19 protein-coding genes and 1 tRNA gene are annotated in these 19187 nt (G+C 42.4%); 12 read left to right on the forward strand and 8 right to left on the reverse strand.

Annotation, left to right across the window (positions count from 1 at the left end):
- Positions 1–44: 44 nt before the first annotated feature.
- Positions 45–263, reverse strand: coding sequence for a YgdI/YgdR family lipoprotein (locus tag EKN56_RS11110; RefSeq protein WP_130593676.1), 219 nt, complete (start codon positions 261–263; stop codon positions 45–47).
- 295 nt (positions 264–558) lie between these two features.
- On the reverse strand, positions 559–771 hold the full coding sequence (cspE, locus tag EKN56_RS11115; protein ID WP_108899827.1) for a transcription antiterminator/RNA stability regulator CspE: 213 nt from the start codon (positions 769–771) through the stop codon (positions 559–561).
- A gap of 768 nt (positions 772–1539) precedes the next feature.
- Between cspE and dkgB the strand changes: the two genes are divergently transcribed.
- From dkgB to EKN56_RS11130, 3 genes are all read left to right on the forward strand, one after another.
- Positions 1540–2343, forward strand: a complete 804-nt coding sequence (gene dkgB / locus EKN56_RS11120; RefSeq protein WP_130591842.1) for a 2,5-didehydrogluconate reductase DkgB — start codon at positions 1540–1542, stop codon at positions 2341–2343.
- 399 nt (positions 2344–2742) lie between these two features.
- On the forward strand, positions 2743–2952 hold the full coding sequence (locus EKN56_RS11125) for a hypothetical protein (protein ID WP_130591843.1): 210 nt from the start codon (positions 2743–2745) through the stop codon (positions 2950–2952).
- Positions 2953–3199: 247 nt separating this feature from the next.
- A complete protein-coding gene (locus EKN56_RS11130; protein WP_130591844.1) occupies positions 3200–3574 on the forward strand; it encodes a hypothetical protein in 375 nt (124 codons plus the stop codon).
- 263 nt (positions 3575–3837) lie between these two features.
- Here EKN56_RS11130 and EKN56_RS11135 read toward each other — a convergent pair whose 3' ends face one another.
- Complete coding sequence (locus EKN56_RS11135) at positions 3838–5694, reverse strand: chitinase (RefSeq protein ID WP_246019809.1); 1857 nt, start codon at positions 5692–5694, stop codon at positions 3838–3840.
- Between the two features lie 836 nt (positions 5695–6530).
- On the opposite strand from EKN56_RS11135, the gene EKN56_RS11140 reads away from it, so the two are divergent.
- The 4 genes from EKN56_RS11140 (at position 6531) to folD (ending at position 8966) form a co-directional block, all read left to right on the forward strand.
- Positions 6531–6607, forward strand: a tRNA-Arg gene (locus tag EKN56_RS11140).
- Positions 6608–6799: 192 nt separating this feature from the next.
- Entirely contained in the window at positions 6800–7210 is a 411-nt protein-coding gene (locus EKN56_RS11145) for a hypothetical protein (protein ID WP_130591845.1), read from the forward strand.
- 70 nt (positions 7211–7280) lie between these two features.
- Positions 7281–7715: a DUF411 domain-containing protein gene (locus EKN56_RS11150; protein WP_130591846.1), complete on the forward strand. Its 435-nt coding sequence runs from the start codon at positions 7281–7283 to the stop codon at positions 7713–7715.
- Between the two features lie 390 nt (positions 7716–8105).
- Positions 8106–8966, forward strand: coding sequence for a bifunctional methylenetetrahydrofolate dehydrogenase/methenyltetrahydrofolate cyclohydrolase FolD (gene folD, locus EKN56_RS11155; RefSeq protein WP_130591847.1), 861 nt, complete (start codon positions 8106–8108; stop codon positions 8964–8966).
- 54 nt (positions 8967–9020) lie between these two features.
- Here folD and cysS read toward each other — a convergent pair whose 3' ends face one another.
- The 5 genes from cysS to EKN56_RS11180 form a co-directional block, all read right to left on the reverse strand.
- Entirely contained in the window at positions 9021–10409 is a 1389-nt protein-coding gene (gene cysS, locus EKN56_RS11160; RefSeq protein ID WP_130591848.1) for a cysteine--tRNA ligase, read from the reverse strand.
- A gap of 168 nt (positions 10410–10577) precedes the next feature.
- A complete protein-coding gene (locus EKN56_RS11165; protein WP_210405298.1) occupies positions 10578–11021 on the reverse strand; it encodes a RidA family protein in 444 nt (147 codons plus the stop codon).
- 110 nt (positions 11022–11131) lie between these two features.
- Entirely contained in the window at positions 11132–12001 is an 870-nt protein-coding gene (locus EKN56_RS11170; protein WP_130591849.1) for a dimethyl sulfoxide reductase anchor subunit family protein, read from the reverse strand.
- Positions 12002–12014: 13 nt separating this feature from the next.
- Positions 12015–12569, reverse strand: coding sequence for a 4Fe-4S dicluster domain-containing protein (locus EKN56_RS11175; protein WP_185955889.1), 555 nt, complete (start codon positions 12567–12569; stop codon positions 12015–12017).
- Between the two features lie 2 nt (positions 12570–12571).
- Complete coding sequence (locus EKN56_RS11180; RefSeq protein ID WP_130591850.1) at positions 12572–14905, reverse strand: molybdopterin-containing oxidoreductase family protein; 2334 nt, start codon at positions 14903–14905, stop codon at positions 12572–12574.
- A gap of 280 nt (positions 14906–15185) precedes the next feature.
- Between EKN56_RS11180 and EKN56_RS11185 the strand changes: the two genes are divergently transcribed.
- From EKN56_RS11185 to purK, 5 genes are all read left to right on the forward strand, one after another.
- A complete protein-coding gene (locus EKN56_RS11185) occupies positions 15186–15884 on the forward strand; it encodes an IclR family transcriptional regulator (RefSeq protein ID WP_130591851.1) in 699 nt (232 codons plus the stop codon).
- 258 nt (positions 15885–16142) lie between these two features.
- Positions 16143–16640, forward strand: coding sequence for a peptidylprolyl isomerase B (gene ppiB / locus EKN56_RS11190; RefSeq protein WP_130591852.1), 498 nt, complete (start codon positions 16143–16145; stop codon positions 16638–16640).
- Positions 16641–16649: 9 nt separating this feature from the next.
- A complete protein-coding gene (gene lpxH / locus EKN56_RS11195) occupies positions 16650–17375 on the forward strand; it encodes a UDP-2,3-diacylglucosamine diphosphatase (protein WP_130591853.1) in 726 nt (241 codons plus the stop codon).
- 229 nt (positions 17376–17604) lie between these two features.
- Positions 17605–18114, forward strand: a complete 510-nt coding sequence (gene purE / locus EKN56_RS11200) for a 5-(carboxyamino)imidazole ribonucleotide mutase (protein WP_130591854.1) — start codon at positions 17605–17607, stop codon at positions 18112–18114.
- Entirely contained in the window at positions 18111–19178 is a 1068-nt protein-coding gene (purK, locus tag EKN56_RS11205; protein WP_130591855.1) for a 5-(carboxyamino)imidazole ribonucleotide synthase, read from the forward strand. The genes purE and purK overlap by 4 nt, the downstream gene beginning before the upstream one ends.
- Positions 19179–19187 lie beyond the last annotated feature (9 nt).

Here is a 19187-nt window from a genome sequence, read left to right on the forward strand (position 1 = left end):
GAGGCCCTGATGTTATATAAATTCACTAACTTAATGATAAAGCTTTACTTCTCGACCATCTCTGAAATTTCATCAGATTTAATCTGATGCTCATTCCCATCCTGATCAACATAACTAGTCATGCCAGTCTCTTTATCTAAAACGGGTTTTCCATGTGAAATGATAATTTGACCGGTATTGGTCGTCATTACATAATCGCTGGCACATGCAGAAAGACCAAATACTAAAACCAGACTCGATAAAATCATTGTTAATTTTTTAATCATGTCAATTTCCCCCTATCGTGCTCATCTTCAGATGATTTTCTGTTATCAAAATTATGTTCACTTTTTAAACATAGCTCAATATTTAAACCAATGACAAACAGGTTGTGCTAAATCGACTAACCATAAACACCATTTTTAGTCTTTTTGTGCGGCAATATGGCGAGGTTCTACGGGGGAAGTGATGAATTGGAGGCATAAAAAAACCCGGGTAAATATCCCAGGTTTTTATTAATAATTCGTTATGTGTTAAGCCATCAGGTCAATCTACATACTGAATTATCAGAAATGCTGATTAGCAAGCAACAACGTTAACCGCTGATGGGCCTTTAGCACCATTCTCGATAGAGAAAGATACTTCCTGACCTTCTTCTAAAGTTTTGAAATTTGTTCCCTGAATAGCTGAATAATGTACGAATACATCTTTGCTACCATCTTTAGGAGAGATAAAACCAAAACCTTTATCGCTGTTAAACCATTTTACTAAACCAGTCATTGTATTAGACATCGTGTATTCCTCTAACTCTTATTAAATTACCATAAATTATTTGATGGTCTGTTTGTCAGTTTTACTTATGGGAACTAATTAGAAGGAATTCTTGAAGAAGTGATATCTAAGATAACGCTAAATGGCGAACTGCTTTAAATTACTATACATAAATAGGTCTGTACTACAAACCGGTGATCATTAAGCCACACTTAGTTAGATTACACAATCATTTCTTCCATTTATTTTCACCCGGATGACATTTTGTGATTAAAAAGCAGTATTGATAAATGAACAACACCTTAATTTAACCAAAAAAATCTGGCACAGAAAAACATAATGAATTTATCAATTTGAATTATAAGATAAAAATAAGATTTACACTTTGCAACTTTGTCTGTGAACAATAAAATCGAATTACTTTAGCCTGTTTATTATTGTCAAAGAATTAAGAAGTACTTAACAAAAAGAATTTATTATCACTATTATTAATTTGGTGTTCGAACTGGCATATGCCATTGTAATCAAAGCGGCGTTCATCATGTCACTGCTACTATTACAATAACAAAAAAATTTAGATACCAAGATGATTATCCCTGTCTACTGATGGGGATATTTTTTTATTTATTCAACTTCCGCTGATATATCGTCTTGACTCAAACGATCCTTGCAGTTAAAGCAAAACAGTTATGCTACGAAGTGACTTTTTCTACTCTCTCTTTTTTGCCATGATGATCAAACAGTAACAAAATGATTACATTCCCCTTATCATACAAAAGAGAAAAAGACATGAGTATTCCTGTATTCGGATTAGGTACTTTCCGCCTTCAGAATGAAGTGGTAATTGATTCCGTCAGTAATGCGCTCGATTTAGGATATCGCGTTATTGATACGGCACAAATTTATGAAAATGAGGCTGATATTGGTACGGCTATCAGTCAAAGTGGCATCAAACGCGAAGAACTTTTTATTACTACAAAAATATGGATAGCTAACCTGAGTAAAGAAAAGTTAATCCCCAGCCTGCAAGACAGTCTAAAAAAATTAAAAACCTCTTATGTCGATCTAACATTAATTCACTGGCCTTCTCCCAACAACGAAGTCTCAGTGGCTGAATATATGGCAGAGCTGGTCAAAGCCAAAGAACTGGGATTAACTCGCCAGATTGGTGTATCCAATTTTACGATTGCACTAATGCAAAGTGCGATAGACGCCATTGGTGCAAAAAATATTGCCACTAACCAGATTGAACTCTCACCTTATCTACAAAATAAGCAAGTCGTTGAATTTGCCAAAAAGCATAACATCAGTATTACCTCTTATATGACACTGGCTTACGGCAAGGCACTACAAGATGAAATCATCAAAAATATAGCTGTTCGCCACAAAGCTACGCCAGCACAGGTTATCCTTGCCTGGGCTATGCAATCAGGTTACGCCGTGATTCCTTCTTCGACAAAACGTGAGAATCTGGCCAGCAATCTTTTGGCTCAGCAGCTGAACCTGTCAGCAGAGGATATGGCTGAAATAGCCAGTTTAGAATGTTCTGACCGTCTGGTAAGCCCAGAAGGGCTGGCCCCAGATTGGGATTAGTATCGTCTAACTCTTAGTTAAAGCGGGTATTATTAACAATACCCGCTAATGATATTTGAGCTTTATACAAATACCTCCCCAAATCTCCATATCAATAAGTCAAACTCCCAATAATTAAAATAATTTCATTACTAATAATATCATTACCACATGACATTTTAGATAAAAATAAACCAACGCTTAATTTAATATAAAATAAAAATAAGACTCCGCTTAATAAATATAATTGATGATAAATAAACAACACGATCGTATAAATACACCATTGACTAATATTCGATAGCCATTAAATTACACCTGTGCAAAAAATAAATTTGCACAGATCATTAAAACGCTTTAGTTAAATGAAATATGAATTTTAATATAATTTTTCTCTCCGAAAAATATAAGGATATGATCATGAGAAATCTGACAGAACAAGAAATTGAACAAGTAAATGGTGCCGGTATCTTTGGTTCAGCTCTGGGTAAACTAGGTCTGGGTGCTGCCGCAGAATCAATCAATAACTTTGAGAACAAAATCATTGAAGCGACTCTGGGTAAGCTTCCATGGATTGGTACCTCTATCGTTAATATGCTGAAAGATCCATTTGGCGCATTTAAAAAGTAAGAGATTAGATAGTCAAACAGCGGGGAATTAAAAGTACCTGCTGTTTTATATAACACCTCACTCACAATATTAACTCCACACACTCGATAAAAATCGCTTACCTAATATTAACAGTATTTATGTATAGAATTTCATTACATAAATTATATAATTGTTATACCCCAAAAAATCATTTCATTAAAAGTTGAAAAACAATATTACCTGGTATAACGTCGGTTGATTCGTTATCTCTTTACTAATTTTATATATGAAAAAATTATCACTATTTTTACTTTTAGGTTTTACTTTATCTATTAATTCATTTGTATTGGCACAACAAGCTGATAATAATAAAGAAATTATCAACCAATCCCCATTGCAAATCGCGTTAGGTGCCATGGATGAGAGTTTTTCAGAGGCCACCAATTTCAAAATTACTCAAGAGGCTTCGGCTGAATCACCAACAACAGCCATCATCACAATAGTAGAAACGCACCTCTTGGACGACTCTTTAGAAGCCATCATGACTAAATTTCATTTAACGAAAAAGAATGAGAATTGGGTTATCAAAAAGAAATCAGTATTATGGAAGTGCAAACCTAACCGAGGTAGCCAAAACTTCACAACCAAACTTTGTAATTAAACCGAGGCAAACAGATGAAAAGAATGATGCCAGCGATACTAATTCTATTACTCACGGCCTGTTCTTCATATCAGGGAACGGGTGTCAGTGGTTCTGGGGGGAGTTCTGGCGCCAGTATTGGTGTAGGTACAGGGATTAGTTTTTAAAACACCAAGTCCTCTATTCATCTTTACTATTTCATTGGCTTGATAATCTACCTAACGTTTAATTTCACGCCAGCAACATTGCTGGCGTGAACGTTAAATAACAATGACCGAAACGACCTATTTCAGAGTCCAGGCATCTTGCCATGCTAAGCCTTTTCCTGGCTCATAATAGGCTGGAGCTACATTACACCATGCGCCATTAGGGAATGGACGACACTGATAAGTTTTTCCACGGTTAGTCGCTATATCCCCTGGTTTCCAGGTTTTTTTCGCTGACCATGCAGGATATTGGTTTGTATCTCCTGATGGCGTTGGTTCAGGAACTGGAGCTGGTTTAGCCGCTGGCATCACTGTCAGTGTATATTCCGCGGCGCTGCTCAATTTCCCGTCAGTAACGGTCAGCGTGAACTGATATTGCTTCCCTTCAGTTAATTCTGGAGCAACAAATGACAGACTCTGTTTATCTTCACCGGTGATAGTCTGACCATCAGGTATAATCCAGCTGTAAGTCAGCTTATCGCCATCAGGATCGCTGGAATTTGCACCATTCAATACAACATGAGCACCGCTGGTTACTGGCCCTGTTGGCCCGGTTAAAACTGCGACAGGAGCGGCATTCGGTACTGGCTCAGGTTCCGGAGTTGGTGTTGGTGTCGGTTCCGGAGTTGGTGTAGGGGTTGGCTCCGGCGTTGGTTCTGGTGTCGGAGTTGGAGTTGGAGTTGGAGTTGGAGTTGGAGTTGGTTCATCACCACCAACAACTTTTACATTAAAGAAATGTTCAACACATTTTCTATAATCACCTTCTTTAAAAGCAGTAAATGGTGTTTGATATCCAACTAACTGACAAGCGTAAGTACTTCCATCAGGTGTATCCGGACTCCATCCCCAATCCTGTTCCCAATAGATTGGTAAGGCACCCGCACCACCCGCATCAAACTGCTTCATATTTTTGCAGCCAAGAACTTCCGAGCCCGGAACCGGTACTTTCAAGTATTTGGTCTGCTCCTGATAGTAAGCTATGCGGTTTAATGACTGAGCGATTTCAGTTGGGCCACCGCACTCTACACCACCATTAATAATTTGAATCGTTACGCCGAATCCCGGAACAAGCCCATTCTCTTTATCATGGGCATTGGGTTGCCAGGTTCCATCAATTACATGCAACATACTTGGTTTTGGTGGTTGCGGATAAACATAAAAGAAAACTGCACTGGCAAGATTTAACCAGGTATCAGCAACTAATTCAGGTTTATCCAGCAGTGTACGAACATCGCCAAACATAGCCTCAGAAAACGGTCCATAGTTGTAGTTATAAGAAAGTTGCTTAGCTCCCCGACCAAAATAACTCAGGAACTGACCATTCTTATCTTTACCACAGGGCCAGGTTTGTCCTTGCCACACTTCCGGATTACACTCTCCGTTATATCCCCCCGGATCTCCTTCTTTCCATCCCATTTCACGTAACCAAACCAATCCTTGTCGCCATTCAGCCTCCGGCTTCCAGCTTTCATGCCCACCAGTTTCCTGAGCAAAATGGGCAAACATGGTTGCCAGTCCCTTACGACAAATAGCATCAGAATCGCGCCCATCACTGTAAGTTCCACATACGGCAGGAAACTTACCAATCGCCTTCAGGAAATTTTCATAGGTATATTCCGGCGCCCGTAAAGGGAATAAGTAATTCCAGGCTTCCGGCGTAATAATTTTCTCTACACGTTTCACGTTTTCCGGGTTAGTAGAACGCCCTGCGGCAATTTGCTCTACAATATCATTGCTGGCGGTACGTATAGATTCTTTTACTTTCTGCATTAATGGATCTTTGGTCAGCTCCTTTTCTTTTTTGTCCAGGTCGCTGGCATTAATTGTATATGGCGTTGCGGTACTGGTGACCTGAAGTACCGCATGAGCAGAGAACGTACTGAATACTATTGCAGCAGTCAGTCCCCCTATAATTTTTATTTTTTTAAAATGCATAGTGTTACCTCTTACCTTAATAAGTAAATACAGATGACAAGCACTTCATTACCCAATTTTTAAGCAACACTATTAATTTAGCTCATTTAAATGAAGTATATTTTTTAAATAATTGAACTTTAGTTATTCATAATCACACGAATTCATGATTAAAATTTATATTTTTAAAAACAAAAAAATTAAAAACACAAAAAATCATAACGATATTAATCAGAATATTCATCATCAAAAGTAATGGTAGTGAAAATATGTTACACAATAATTTTGAAAAATACCTGACACAATAAAATTCAACCATGAGAAATTTAAAAATAAACAATATAAAACAATTTGTTATGAACAACCTGATTCAGTGAAAATTTTATCCATCAAAAATTTAATACATTAGTTGCATTGACATTGAATTTACTAAGATTAAATTCAGACTATTACTCGATGATGATTTTAGATAAAAACCTCACCATAACTTTCACCATTTAATTATTAAATCATTCAAGTCACCACACAAAAATAAAATACTAATCAAGTAATAAAATCGAGTCTTGTTGATAGTAAATAACTTTATCTAAAAAAAGAAAAATATTATCCTCCTTATTTTAAATGCCATTTTAAAACAGTCAGCTAACTTAGCCACTTACTCTTATTCTATTATAATATTTAAGTAGCAATATAATAAAAATCAAGGCAATTGGTTAAGATATATTCAGTATGCTGATGAAAACAGCATTCCCTCCGAATTAACACGTAAAAGCCATTGACTGAGCCCGCAAGAGCCGTATAATTCGACCCCACTGAAACATCTGAAGGTGTTTTTTAGTTATAGTCATTTCTTCTACGCTCCCATAGCTCAGCTGGATAGAGCAACGGCCTTCTAAGCCGTAGGTCGAAGGTTCGAATCCTTCTGGGGGCGCCACTTTACGTTATCACCATTACATACCGCGGGTGTTTTTAACGCTGAGCAAATCACGACTTTCCTTCAGTTCATCATATATCTGGATTACAGTATGGTATTTAGTCTGTTGAGACATGATTGCTATTTGAGTTACTTTAAGATAGTTTTCAGCCTTGTTGCGTTTCAAAGCCCTCTATAAACATGAACAGAATAATGACTAAAAATCATTCACTGCTGCGGTTCATAAATCGTTTAAGTAAACGTTCTTTTGTATGGATACTGACTTTCACCTGCTTATGGTTAAGCACGCAGCTTGCTATTGCCAGTCATGATTGTCGAATGGCGGATGCCGAAGCCACTGTACAAACGTTACATAGTCAGCATACACAACCACTATCCGAAAATCAGGATGATGGAGATTTCTCTCCGTTATGTGAAAAACATTGTTTGCCTGATGCAACGCAAATCGATTCAGGTAATCATGTTGTCGTCGCATTAATACCCGAAACTACCCAGTCGCTGGTTTATTCTCCACAGTCAGAACCGGTTCCCTCATTAAACTGCCTTACCCCTCCAATACAGGAACTGACGGCTGAAATCCGCTTTTGCCGTTTTCGAGAATAGCTCCGGATATTTTCCCCGATTAAGTTTGTTATTCGACTTTTTAACGTGATAAATATTTTTGGAGATCGTAATGAAATCTGGCTTATTAGCTTTAATTTTACTGTTCTGTTCGGGCTCAGTACTGGCTACCAACATAACCATGTATAAATCCCCTACCTGTGGTTGCTGCTCCTTATGGGCGAAAAAGATGGAAGAAGGTGGATTTACAGTAGAAACGGTGATGATAAATAACGACCGCGAATTCTATCAGCTAAAACAAAAGCATAAGATCCCTATGGAGTATATGTCTTGCCATACTGCGGTAGTCGATGGTTATGTGATTGAAGGCCATGTTCCTGCGGATGATATTAAGCGTCTGTTAAAAGAGCGCCCAAATATTATTGGTCTGAGCACGCCGGGAATGCCCGGTGGTAGCCCAGGAATGGATGATGGTTATGAAAAAGAGGCCTATTCAGTAATGACTTTTGATGCCAACGATAAACGTACCGTTTATAGCTCACATTAAGTTTTTTACTGATGACTCAGTGCGAAAACAGCTATTCTCGCACTGAGTCGCACGACTAAATGAACGTCATTTCTGACTAATTTCACCATTTAAGAATTAGTTAAGATTTCAATGCTATATTTATACTTTGAAATAAAATAATAAGGCGTGGAAGTCAGATATGGAAAAGATCATGTACACAACCTCATTTATTATTCTCTGCTCAGTTTTCTATATGGTTGCCATCTGGATGGAATGGGTCAGATAATGATATGCAAACCGAAACGGTTCATAGCCCTTCATTATCTTTGATTTCCCCACTTTTCTAATTAATCACAACTTCTCCCTGACAGAACGCTTCGCTTCTGACAGAATATGACACCCGTTGTTAAAAAATGGATCTATTCTCAGATGTCAGCAAAGATTATTGATGGTAAGGCAATCGCTCAACAGCTAAGAACTGAAATTGCCGTAAGTGTTCAACAACGCCTTCAGGCAGGTAAACGTGCCCCTGGTTTGGCTGTTATTCTGGTTGGTGAGAACCCCGCATCTCAGATTTATGTCAATAGCAAACGCCGTGCCTGTGAAGAGGTTGGCTTTTTGTCTCGTTCATTCAATCTGGATATGACCTGCACTGAAAACGAGCTGCTTGAACTCATTGACTCTCTGAATAACGATCCGCTGATTGATGGAATTCTGGTTCAATTACCACTGCCACAGGGCTTTGATAACATCAAGATTCTGGAACGTATCTCTCCGGAAAAAGATGTTGATGGCTTCCATCCTTATAATATCGGTCGTTTGTGCCAACGCACACCAAAACTTCGCCCCTGTACACCGCGTGGCATTATTACCATGCTGCAACGCTGTGAAATCAATACCTACGGCTTAGATGCTCTGGTTATTGGCGCGTCGAATATTGTTGGTCGCCCAATGGGGTTAGAATTACTGCTGGCTGGCTGTACTACCACCATTACCCATCGCTTTACTACCAATATGGAAAAGAAAGTCAGAGAGGCTGATTTGATTGTTGCCGCCGTTGGTCGTCCTGGCTTTGTACGCGGAGAGTGGATTAAACCTGGCGCTATCGTTATCGATGTGGGTATCAATCGGTTAGAAAGCGGGAAAGTCGTTGGTGATGTGGAATATGAAGCCGCAGCCGAACGCGCCAGTTGGATCACCCCTGTTCCCGGTGGTGTTGGCCCTATGACGGTGGCTACGCTAATGCAGAATACCTTACAGGCCTGCGAGCTTTATCACGATCCAATGTGATGTTGATAGATACAAAAAAAGCGCCAGATGGCGCTTTTTTTACAAGTAAAATAGTTACTTACGACGCCAAACCGTTCCTTGTGGGCCATCTTCCAGAATGATACCCATCTCGGTTAAGCGATTACGCGCCACATCCGCCATCGCCCAATCTTTTGTCTGACGAGCATCGTTACGCTGCTTAATCAATGCTTCAATTTCTGCAACTTCACTGTCATCGGCACTTTGGCCTGCGCCCTGTAGGAAAGATTCCGGAGACTGTTCTAACAGACCTAATACGCCAGATAAACGGCGTAGTTCCGCTGCAAGCTGATTAGCAGCAGCCATATCTTCAGCTTTCAGCCGGTTAATTTCACGCGCCATATCAAACAGTACGGAATAGGCTTCCGGAGTATTAAAGTCATCATCCATTGCTTCACGGAATCGAACTTCAAACTCTGTATTGCCTACGGCTTTTACCGCCTCATCCGTACCGCGCAACGCCGTATACAGACGCTCAAGAGCAGTTCTTGCTTGCTTAAGATTTTCTTCACTGTAATTCAGTTGGCTACGATAGTGACCGGACATTAAGAAATAACGCACGGTTTCAACATCATAATGTTTCAACACATCACGAATAGTGAAAAAGTTACCCAATGACTTGGACATTTTTTCCCGGTCAATCATTACCATACCGGAATGCATCCAGTAGTTAACGTAAGGGCCATCGTGAGCACAGGTCGACTGAGCAATTTCGTTTTCATGATGAGGAAACATCAGATCTGAACCCCCACCGTGGATATCAAAATGTTCACCTAACTGCTTACCGTTCATCGCGGAACACTCAATATGCCAGCCAGGACGACCATCACCCCATGGAGAAGCCCAGCTTGGTTCGCCCGGCTTAGACATTTTCCACAGCACAAAATCCATTGGATTACGTTTTACATCGGCAATTTCAACTCGTGCTCCAGCCTGAAGCTGTTCTAAATCCTGACGGGATAACAAACCGTAATCAGGATCGGTATCAACCGCAAACATCACATCGCCATTGTCTGCCACATAGGCATGATTACGTTGCAGTAACAGCTCAACAAGCTCAATGATTTCAGCAATATGGTGAGTCGCTCGCGGTTCTAAATCAGGTCGGGCAATGTTCAATGCATCAAAATCGGCATGCATCTCTGCCAGCATTCTGGTTGTTAGCTGTTCGCAGCTCTCTTTATTTTCTGTCGCCCGACGAATAATTTTGTCATCAACATCCGTTACGTTTCTTACATAGGTCAGGTTATAACCCAGAAAACGCAGGTAGCGAGACACAACATCAAAGGCAACAAAAGTACGTCCATGCCCGATATGACACAGGTCATAAATGGTTACCCCGCATACATACATGCCGACTTTATCCGCATGAATGGGTTTAAATTCCTCTTTTTGTCTGCTCAGGGTATTAAAAATCTTTAGCATTGGAAGCCTGTTACCGTTTGATTAGTTGATTGGAAAGATATATTGAAACCTGATTATCAGGGCATTGCAAGAGGAACCCCATGATTCATGAGGTATATATCACTATGATGGGGTGTAGCAGAGGAGAGTCTCCTCTGCTACCAATAAACTTAAACCAACCAGAAAGCGCTATTTTACCGCAATACCTTCAATTTCAATCGAAGCACCAAGTGGGATTTTACCTACCTGCAAAGCGGTTCGCGCGGGAGGTGCGCCTTTAAATGCCTTGGCATAAATCTTATTCATGCTGGCGTAGTCATCAATATTATTCAGATAAATATTAACCTTAACCAGCTTATCCAGAGATGAACCACCGGCTTCTAATACTGTACGCAAGTTAGCTATCGCCTGCTCTGTTTGTGCTTCAATACCTTCCACCATTTTTCCGGTTGCAGGATCGATAGGTAATTGCCCTGAAGTAAAAACAAAGCCATTGGCTTCAATAGCCGGAGAAAAAAGCGCCGAAGGTTTAGTGCCTTCAGGCATCACCACATTGCGCTCAGCTGACTGAGCCACACCAACAGATAGCAACACCGTCGCCATCACAACAGACAGACAAGTTTTCTTCAGCATCAAGATTTCCTTATAGATTATTTAACATCACCGACAAATTGGTTATTTCTCAATTTGATAATGAAAAAGCTGCCCGAATAAAATTCTCGGACAGCTTCAGTTGATATCATTTAGAACCAAGGAGATTGGCTCATCACCCCACTATAAAACAGCATCCGCCCGCAAACGGCGGCTGAGAGCACTACCAGCATCAACAGCGTAGCGCTTGTCATGGAAATAGATGATTGCTTATACAGATATGTGGCAACACCGGTTCCGGTGATTAAGCCGCCAAAGATTAACCATCCCATCAAACCTGAGCCTAATACGGCAATAGCGCTACCGATCATCTGGCCTTGTCCATTCAAACCATGGCTGTACCACAACACCACGCATAACATAAGCAACACACCCAGCATAATACCGGTCAACAGTAGCCCCGGAATCTTGCCTTGCTGCGCTTGTTGGCGATATTGATAAACCGCCACCATCAGGCTAATCGTGACAAATCCCAATAATAATGCCGTAGCAATAAAACTGAGGTGAGTTACCAATGAATGCCACATTGGGTGGCTGGCCATTTGATAATAGACCTGAGCCGAAACCAGAATCGCCGCAATCCCCGCCAGAGAAGCAAGATAACTGGCACTTTTCACCAGAGCACGATTGCGGTTAAAACGAAACATGACTACGGCCCAGATGAATACCACGCCATTCAACAGGAAGAACGCCACAACTTCACGACTTAACCAGGAGTGTCCAAGGCCTAAAATAGCGCGATAGGCTCCCAGCGGTGAACCCAGATGTAACAGTGACAAAAACGAACCAACAATATTGATAGCTAAAATAACCAGTGCCATATAGCGCAAGCGGTTAAAACGCGTATCTTCATTCAACCATACTGGTTGAACCGTCATTAGTGCCGTAATAGCAATAATGGAGCCAACGGCCCACTGACACAGTACGGTGAAAAAGACTAAAGGAAGTTCATATTCAGACATGATTGGTATCTCCTTATTCCTTATCACCAGCAGGGATGATCACAATATTCGGGTGGCTGATACGGTGATCCGGCAGTTTGTAGCGCGTTTCAATGCGTGTTAAATCAGCACTGTAACGTTTACGTAACTCATCAATATCACCAAACTGCAATACGCCAGCCGGACAAGACTCTACACAACGAGGCTTCAGCCCTTCATCTAAGCGTTCTGCACACAGGTTGCACTTGCTGGTTTTTCCTTCTACCGGATCAAATACCGGAGCGTTATATGGGCAAGCCATAATGCACATCCGGCAACCAATACATTTTTCATGGTCCTGAACCACAATACCGTCAGGCCGTTTGCTGTAGGTATCTGCCGGACATACCTTCATACACTGAGGGTCGTCACAGTGGTTACAGGACATGCTGATAAATGCCATGCCGTTAGGGTCGTCGAAGTTAAACTCTCTGACGCGACGCCATAAGACACCAGTAGGTGTCGCATTTTCTGACTTACAGGCCATTGAGCAGGTTTTACAACCATAACAGCCACGCATATCGACTAAGAATCCATATTGTCTGACCATGATTATGCCTCCGCTCTGACATCGACTAAGGTACTGTTACAGCTATGTCCTGTGCCCAGTACTTCAATCAAATCGTTAGTCACATGGCTACTGCTGCCCCCCTGCTGTTCCCACCAGCCGTTATCCAGACTGATAACACCGCGTTTAATTTGACGGGTAACAACTGCCAGTGCGCGGTGCTCTCCCCGATGGTTAAAGACGACAGCCCATTCCCCATTACGAATATTACGGCTGGTCGCATCATCCGGATGAATCATTACATTGGGTTGATTACGCTGAACTTCGAGGATCCACTCATTCATACCGTGGCTGGAGTGAATACTACGCGCCAGTTTGCGTTGAACCGCCATCAGTGGGTATTTTTGTGCCAGCTCAGGAGAGCCCTTAGGCGACTCTTTCACCTGCATATAGGTAACAATCGGCGCGAAGTCCTTTTTTTGCCACTCTTCAATAAAGAAGTGGGCCTTTTTGGTTGGCGTGCGGAAAATACCATCTTTAAATGGAATCCATGGAGCATCAACCGGCTTAATTGGCCCCTTACGCAGCTGCTCAATAGTGATTCCGGTTCCGGCCAGACAGTTTTCAATATAATGTTCAATCGGTTGATTAAACACTTCCCCAAAGCCAAAACGTTCTGCCAGTCGGGCAAAAATCCAATAGTCCGGTTTGGCTTCACCTACTGGCTCCACGGCTTTTTCCATCAACTGTACATAATGACTACGAACCCCGGCCATCAGGCTTACATCTTCAAAAATCGTCGTCACAGGCAATACCAGATCGGCATACAGCGTGGTTGAAGTCATCAGGTTGTCGGCAACCACCACAAAAGGTACCTTCTTCAGCGCTTTTTTCACCATATTGGTGTTAGGCAACTGGGTCAGTACCCCCATGGTCATAATCCACCAGAAGTTAATCGGGTGCGGACGATCGTTAACGATCCAGTCACCCACTTTTGATACCGGGATCGGTGGAATCTTTTGTACGTCTTTTGGTGCCGGTAACGGAGCGTTGATTTTCATCATCTGGCGCACACCACCAGCATCACACACCCCACCACCCGCTTTCCCCATATTGCCGGTCAACAACGCCAGATAGAACTGACCTGCCGCCACATAAGTACCAAACTCAGTACGTTGTGCCCCGGACATATTCTGTACGATCATCGATGGCTTATTACTGGCATACTCTCTTGCCAGACGAAGTACCGTTGCGGCTGGCACGTCAGTTTCTGCTTCGACTTTGGCTAAATCCCACTGTTGCGACTCACTGCGAATTAGCTCAAATACCGTTGTGTATTCGGCACTGGTAGGTAGCTCGGCTTTAGTCAGCGCAGGAACAATGCCTGGTGCATCATGACGAACGGTAGTTTGCGTTAAGGTGTCATATACCAGATAGCTTTCCGTATCATCCGGTTTTTCCCGCAGTTGTTTTTTCTGAGCATCAACTAAATAGACGGCCCCGGTGTGCTGACGTAAAAAATCAGCATCATACCGTTGCTCATCCATAATGATTTTTATCATACCCAGCGCCAGTGCCGTATCGGTACCCGGTATAATAGGGATCCACTCATCGGCTTTCGCCGCAGTTTCATTAAAGCGCGGATCAATGACCACCAGACGGGCACCATTGGCTTGTGCCTTGATGTATTCTTTAAAATAGGCCTGCATAGTCACCGCCGGGTTATTCCCCCAGCACAGGATATAGCGACTATCAGCAATCGTATCGCGCATATCTGCATAACGTAATCCAACCATTGGCATCATGGCTGCGGTTACCGCAGAACAACAGAGAGAACCCGCCTGTTTGGTTGAACCACCCAGATAGTCAAAAAACGCTTTCCCCATGTCGTTTTTGATAGAATCCATATTGCCTGCATGGGTAGAGATCAACATGCCTTTATTGCCGTGGGTGGCAATGGTGTCGCGAATGTTTTTCTCAATCAGATCTAATGCCTCATCCCATGAGATGGGCTTAAATTTGCCTTCCCCTTTTTCACCAACCCGAAGCAACGGCGTTTTTACCCGCTGTTTATGATAGACCCACTTGGTGCGACTCATCCCCCGCAGGCAGCACTTCACGTTGAAATCTTTACTGGCTTCAATCTTTTTCAGCTCACCCTGATAGACATAGGCCGTTAAATTGCAGTGTAAACACTCCATCGCACAGGTGGAGCGAAAAGTCTGATAATCGCTGAGCTTTAAGCGAACTCTTGGTAATGGCTTTTTATCCTCACTCACCAGTGAAAACGCGCAAGGCGAAATACTGGCCAGGCCAATTACCCCCAATCCTTTTAATAAGGTTCGACGATTCAGTCTGATATCCGATATGTTTTTCATGATGTTTCCGCCACATCTTATGTTTTATGGTCATCCTCACATTTGCCCGCCTTCCAATTAAATAACACATGAAAGACACTATAAGTTAACCATGGTTAATATATAGTGTACTGATCGAGATCAAATTACCCCTTTATGCTTAATCATTATTGAGCATGGGAAAATCCCCCCCTCCTCCTTTGGGTTAGCGTTATTAGGGGTTATTCTGGTCAGACCGGCTAAAAAAAGGTAAACTCTTGGGTCATTTTCTATTCATATCGTTTGTTGAGGCGTGTTTCGGATGTCAGATACCCAGGGTATAAACTCTGTAGAGATTGCAATTACTATTCTGGAAGCGCTTGCTGAATACGATAAACCAGCCCGAGCCATTGATATTGCGCGCCTGTCCGGGCTATCAAAAAGTCGATTACATAAGTATCTGGTGTCATTGAGTCGGTGCGATATGATTTATCAGGATCCGGAAACCAGCCTTTACTCTCTGGGTAATAAGCTATCCGTATTAGGCGCTGCGGCACAAAAACAGAATGGCACCTTAACCGCTATCAATAATGCGTTATCCCAACTCAGGGATAAGCTCAATATTTCTACCGGTCTTGCTATTCAGAAAGGTAATTTGATTAATCTGGTGCAGTACAATCGCAGCAATAAAAATATTGAGATTGATTACAAAGATAATACGCCAATTCCACTGACCAACAGCGCTGCAGGAAAAATCTTTTTAACCTACGACGAAACCTATAAGCATGAAAAAGTCTTAAGCGAAGAGGAACGGCAGCAAATCATCCAATCAGGTTACTCTATTCGTTTGACAGAAACTGAAGGTATTCCTGGTGCTCGCGCAATTTCTTGTCCTATATTTAGTGCATCAGGACGACTGGTTGGTGCAGCAGTTATGATGGGCTTTTTACCTGATACACATAAAGAGTTACATCCTTTGGCCCTTCAACTTCTCTCGGCAATACGAGACATAAAGCTATAATTATTAAAGATTAATTAGATTAATAATGGATAGCTTTAATGGCGGAATTACCCTAAAGTTCTCATATTTATGCGCAGACAGTCACGATTATCGATATTAATCCGCAATTGATAAATTAATAATTCACCTTGAGTGACAAAACCAGAATAAAGTACTGGTAAACTATTTAAAAATGCTATAAACCAATGGGTGCAGCAATAGACACCTTGAGATACAATATACAGTTGATTGATTAACTACTAAATTTCAGGATATTCAATGATTACTCTTCATACCAACCACGGCGATATTGCGATAAAGCTTTTCACTAAAGAAGCACCAGCTACCGCGCAAAATTTTTTAGACTATTGCCGTAGTGGTTTCTATGACGGAACCCTTTTTCACCGCGTGATCAATGGATTTATGATTCAGGGCGGCGGTTACACTTCAGGTATGGATGAGAAAAACACTAACGACAGCATCAAAAACGAAGCTAACAATGGGCTGAAAAATACCCGTGGTACTCTGGCAATGGCTCGTACCGCTGCACCTCACTCAGCAACAGCACAATTCTTCATTAACCTGGTAGACAATGACTTCCTGAATTTCCGTTCAGAAAGTGGTGACGGCTGGGGATACTGTGTATTTGCTGAAGTGGTTGAAGGTATGGACGTGGTTGATAAAATCAAAAGCGTTAAAACTAAACGCTCTGGTATGCATCAGGATGTTCCGGTTGAAGATGTGATTATCAATAGCGTCACCGTTGACGAAGAATAATAATCATCGATGACCACACTATTTATCGCCGATCTTCACCTCAGTGACAATGAACCGACAATCACTGCCGGTTTTCTCGCTTTTCTGCAAAGAGAGGCTGTCCATGCAGATGCGCTCTATATTTTAGGCGATCTGTTTGAGTTTTGGATCGGCGATGATGACCCCAATGAACTTCATGATATTGTAGCTCAGGCGCTGGCCGAACTGCACGATAAGGGCGTTCCCTGCTATTTTATTCATGGTAATCGTGACTTTCTTCTCGGTAAAGATTTCGCCAAACGTAGTAAAATGGTGTTACTGCCGGAAGAGTGCGTCATCGACATTTATGGTCAGAAAGTACTGATTCTGCACGGTGATACCCTGTGTATAGATGACCCTGGCTATCTGCGTTTTCGCCGCTATATTCGCAATCCTATTATCCAGAAAATATTCTTATCAATGCCGTTGTTTTTACGTCAGAAAATTGCCGGAAAACTACGCCGTCAAAGTAAAAGAAGTAATCGCACCAAATCTTCACTAATGATGGACGTCAACCCACTGGCAGTGATCGAAGCAGTCAAAGCTCATCAGGTGGTACATATGATACATGGCCATACTCATCGGCCTGCGATTCATGATATGACCATTGGTGGGCGATTGTCTCAACGAGTGGTACTGGGAGCCTGGCACGATACTGGCTCGGTATTACGCGTCGATCCCAACGATCAAATTGAGTTGGCAAGCTTCCCTCTCTGATTTTTGAAACCGATATTCCTGTCACCTTGCTGCTGATTTTTCCGCAATAATTATAATAAATCACATTACGCAAACGTTTTCCTTACCCGCCAGCCGTGTTATCCTCTACGCCCTCATCCAGAGAGGAGCAACCGATTGTTGCGCTTTGGTTGATAACCGTATGTTGTCGCGTTATGTTTTATCCTAAAATTTCAATTACTGCCTGCACTAACACAGGAGCATCACACCTATGCCAGCCAACGCTGCCAAGGCAAAAATCGCTATTGTTATGGGGTCCAAAAGTGACTGGGCTACCATGCAATTTGCCGCCGATATTCTGACCGCTTTAAACATCCCCTTTCATACCGAAGTTGTCTCTGCGCATCGCACTCCGGATAAATTATTCAGTTTTGCAGAGCAAGCGCAAAACAATGGGTTTGATGTGATTATCGCAGGTGCTGGCGGTGCTGCGCATTTACCGGGAATGCTGGCGGCTAAAACCCTGGTGCCCGTGCTTGGTGTTCCGGTGCAAAGTGCTGCGCTGAGCGGTATCGATAGCCTGTATTCCATCGTACAGATGCCTCGAGGTATTCCCGTTGGTACGCTGGCGATTGGTAAAGCCGGTGCAGCTAATGCCGCCCTGCTGGCAGCTCAAATACTGGCGCTGCATGATGAGACAATTGCCACTCGTCTGACAGAATGGCGACGTAAACAGACCGATGAAGTACTGGATAATCCCGATCCGAGGGAACCTGCATGAAACCCGTTTGCGTATTAGGTAATGGTCAGTTAGGCCGAATGTTACGTCAGGCGGGAGAACCTTTAGGAATTGCCGTCTATCCAGTAGGACTGGATGCTGAACCCGAAGCCGTTCCTTATCAACATGCGGTGATTACTGCTGAAATAGAACGTTGGCCCGATACACCATTAACTCAAGTACTGGCAAACCACCGTGGTTTTGTTAATCGGGATATCTTTCCTTTGCTGGCCGACCGTCTGACACAAAAGCAATTACTGGATAAGCTTAATCTGGCAACCTCTCCCTGGCAGCCACTAAATGCGCCAACTGAATGGCCAGCGATTCTCAATCGTCTTGGCTCACTGGTCATCGTCAAACGCCGGGTTGGTGGTTATGACGGTCGCGGTCAATGGCGAGTAAAACCTGGTGATGAACAGCATTTACCCGATGAAATTTATGGTGAATGTATTGTTGAACAAGGCATCTATTTTAGCGGAGAAGTTTCTCTGGTTGGTGCCCGTAACCATCAGGGGGAATGCGTTTTCTATCCGTTGACTCACAACCTGCATGAAGAAGGCATTTTGCGCACCAGCGTTGCGTTACCGGAACCTAATGCTCACTTACAGCAACAAGCTGAAGAGATGCTAAGTGCAATCCTCAATGAGCTGAAATATGTTGGTGTGATGGCAATGGAGTGCTTTATTGTAGGTGATAATCTACTGATTAACGAGCTGGCTCCCCGGGTACACAACAGCGGACACTGGACACAGAATGGTGCCTCGGTCAGTCAGTTTGAGCTTCATTTACGGGCGATTCTGGACCTGCCAATGCCACAACCAGACGTAGCAACACCTTCGGTAATGGTCAATTTGATCGGTACCAATATCAACCCACAGTGGCTATCGCTACCACTGGTTCATCTACACTGGTATGACAAAGAAGTTCGGGAAGGCCGAAAGGTTGGACATTTAAATCTGAATCATCCTGATCCTCAGGTATTAAAACAGTCATTATTACAGCTAAAGCCAATGATGGACGAAGTCTACTGGTCCGGTATTGACTGGGCTTTAGATAAATTAAGTTAACCAGAAAAA

Origin of the sequence: Limnobaculum zhutongyuii, from assembly GCF_004295645.1 — a bacterium.
GTDB lineage: Bacteria > Pseudomonadota > Gammaproteobacteria > Enterobacterales > Enterobacteriaceae > Limnobaculum > Limnobaculum zhutongyuii.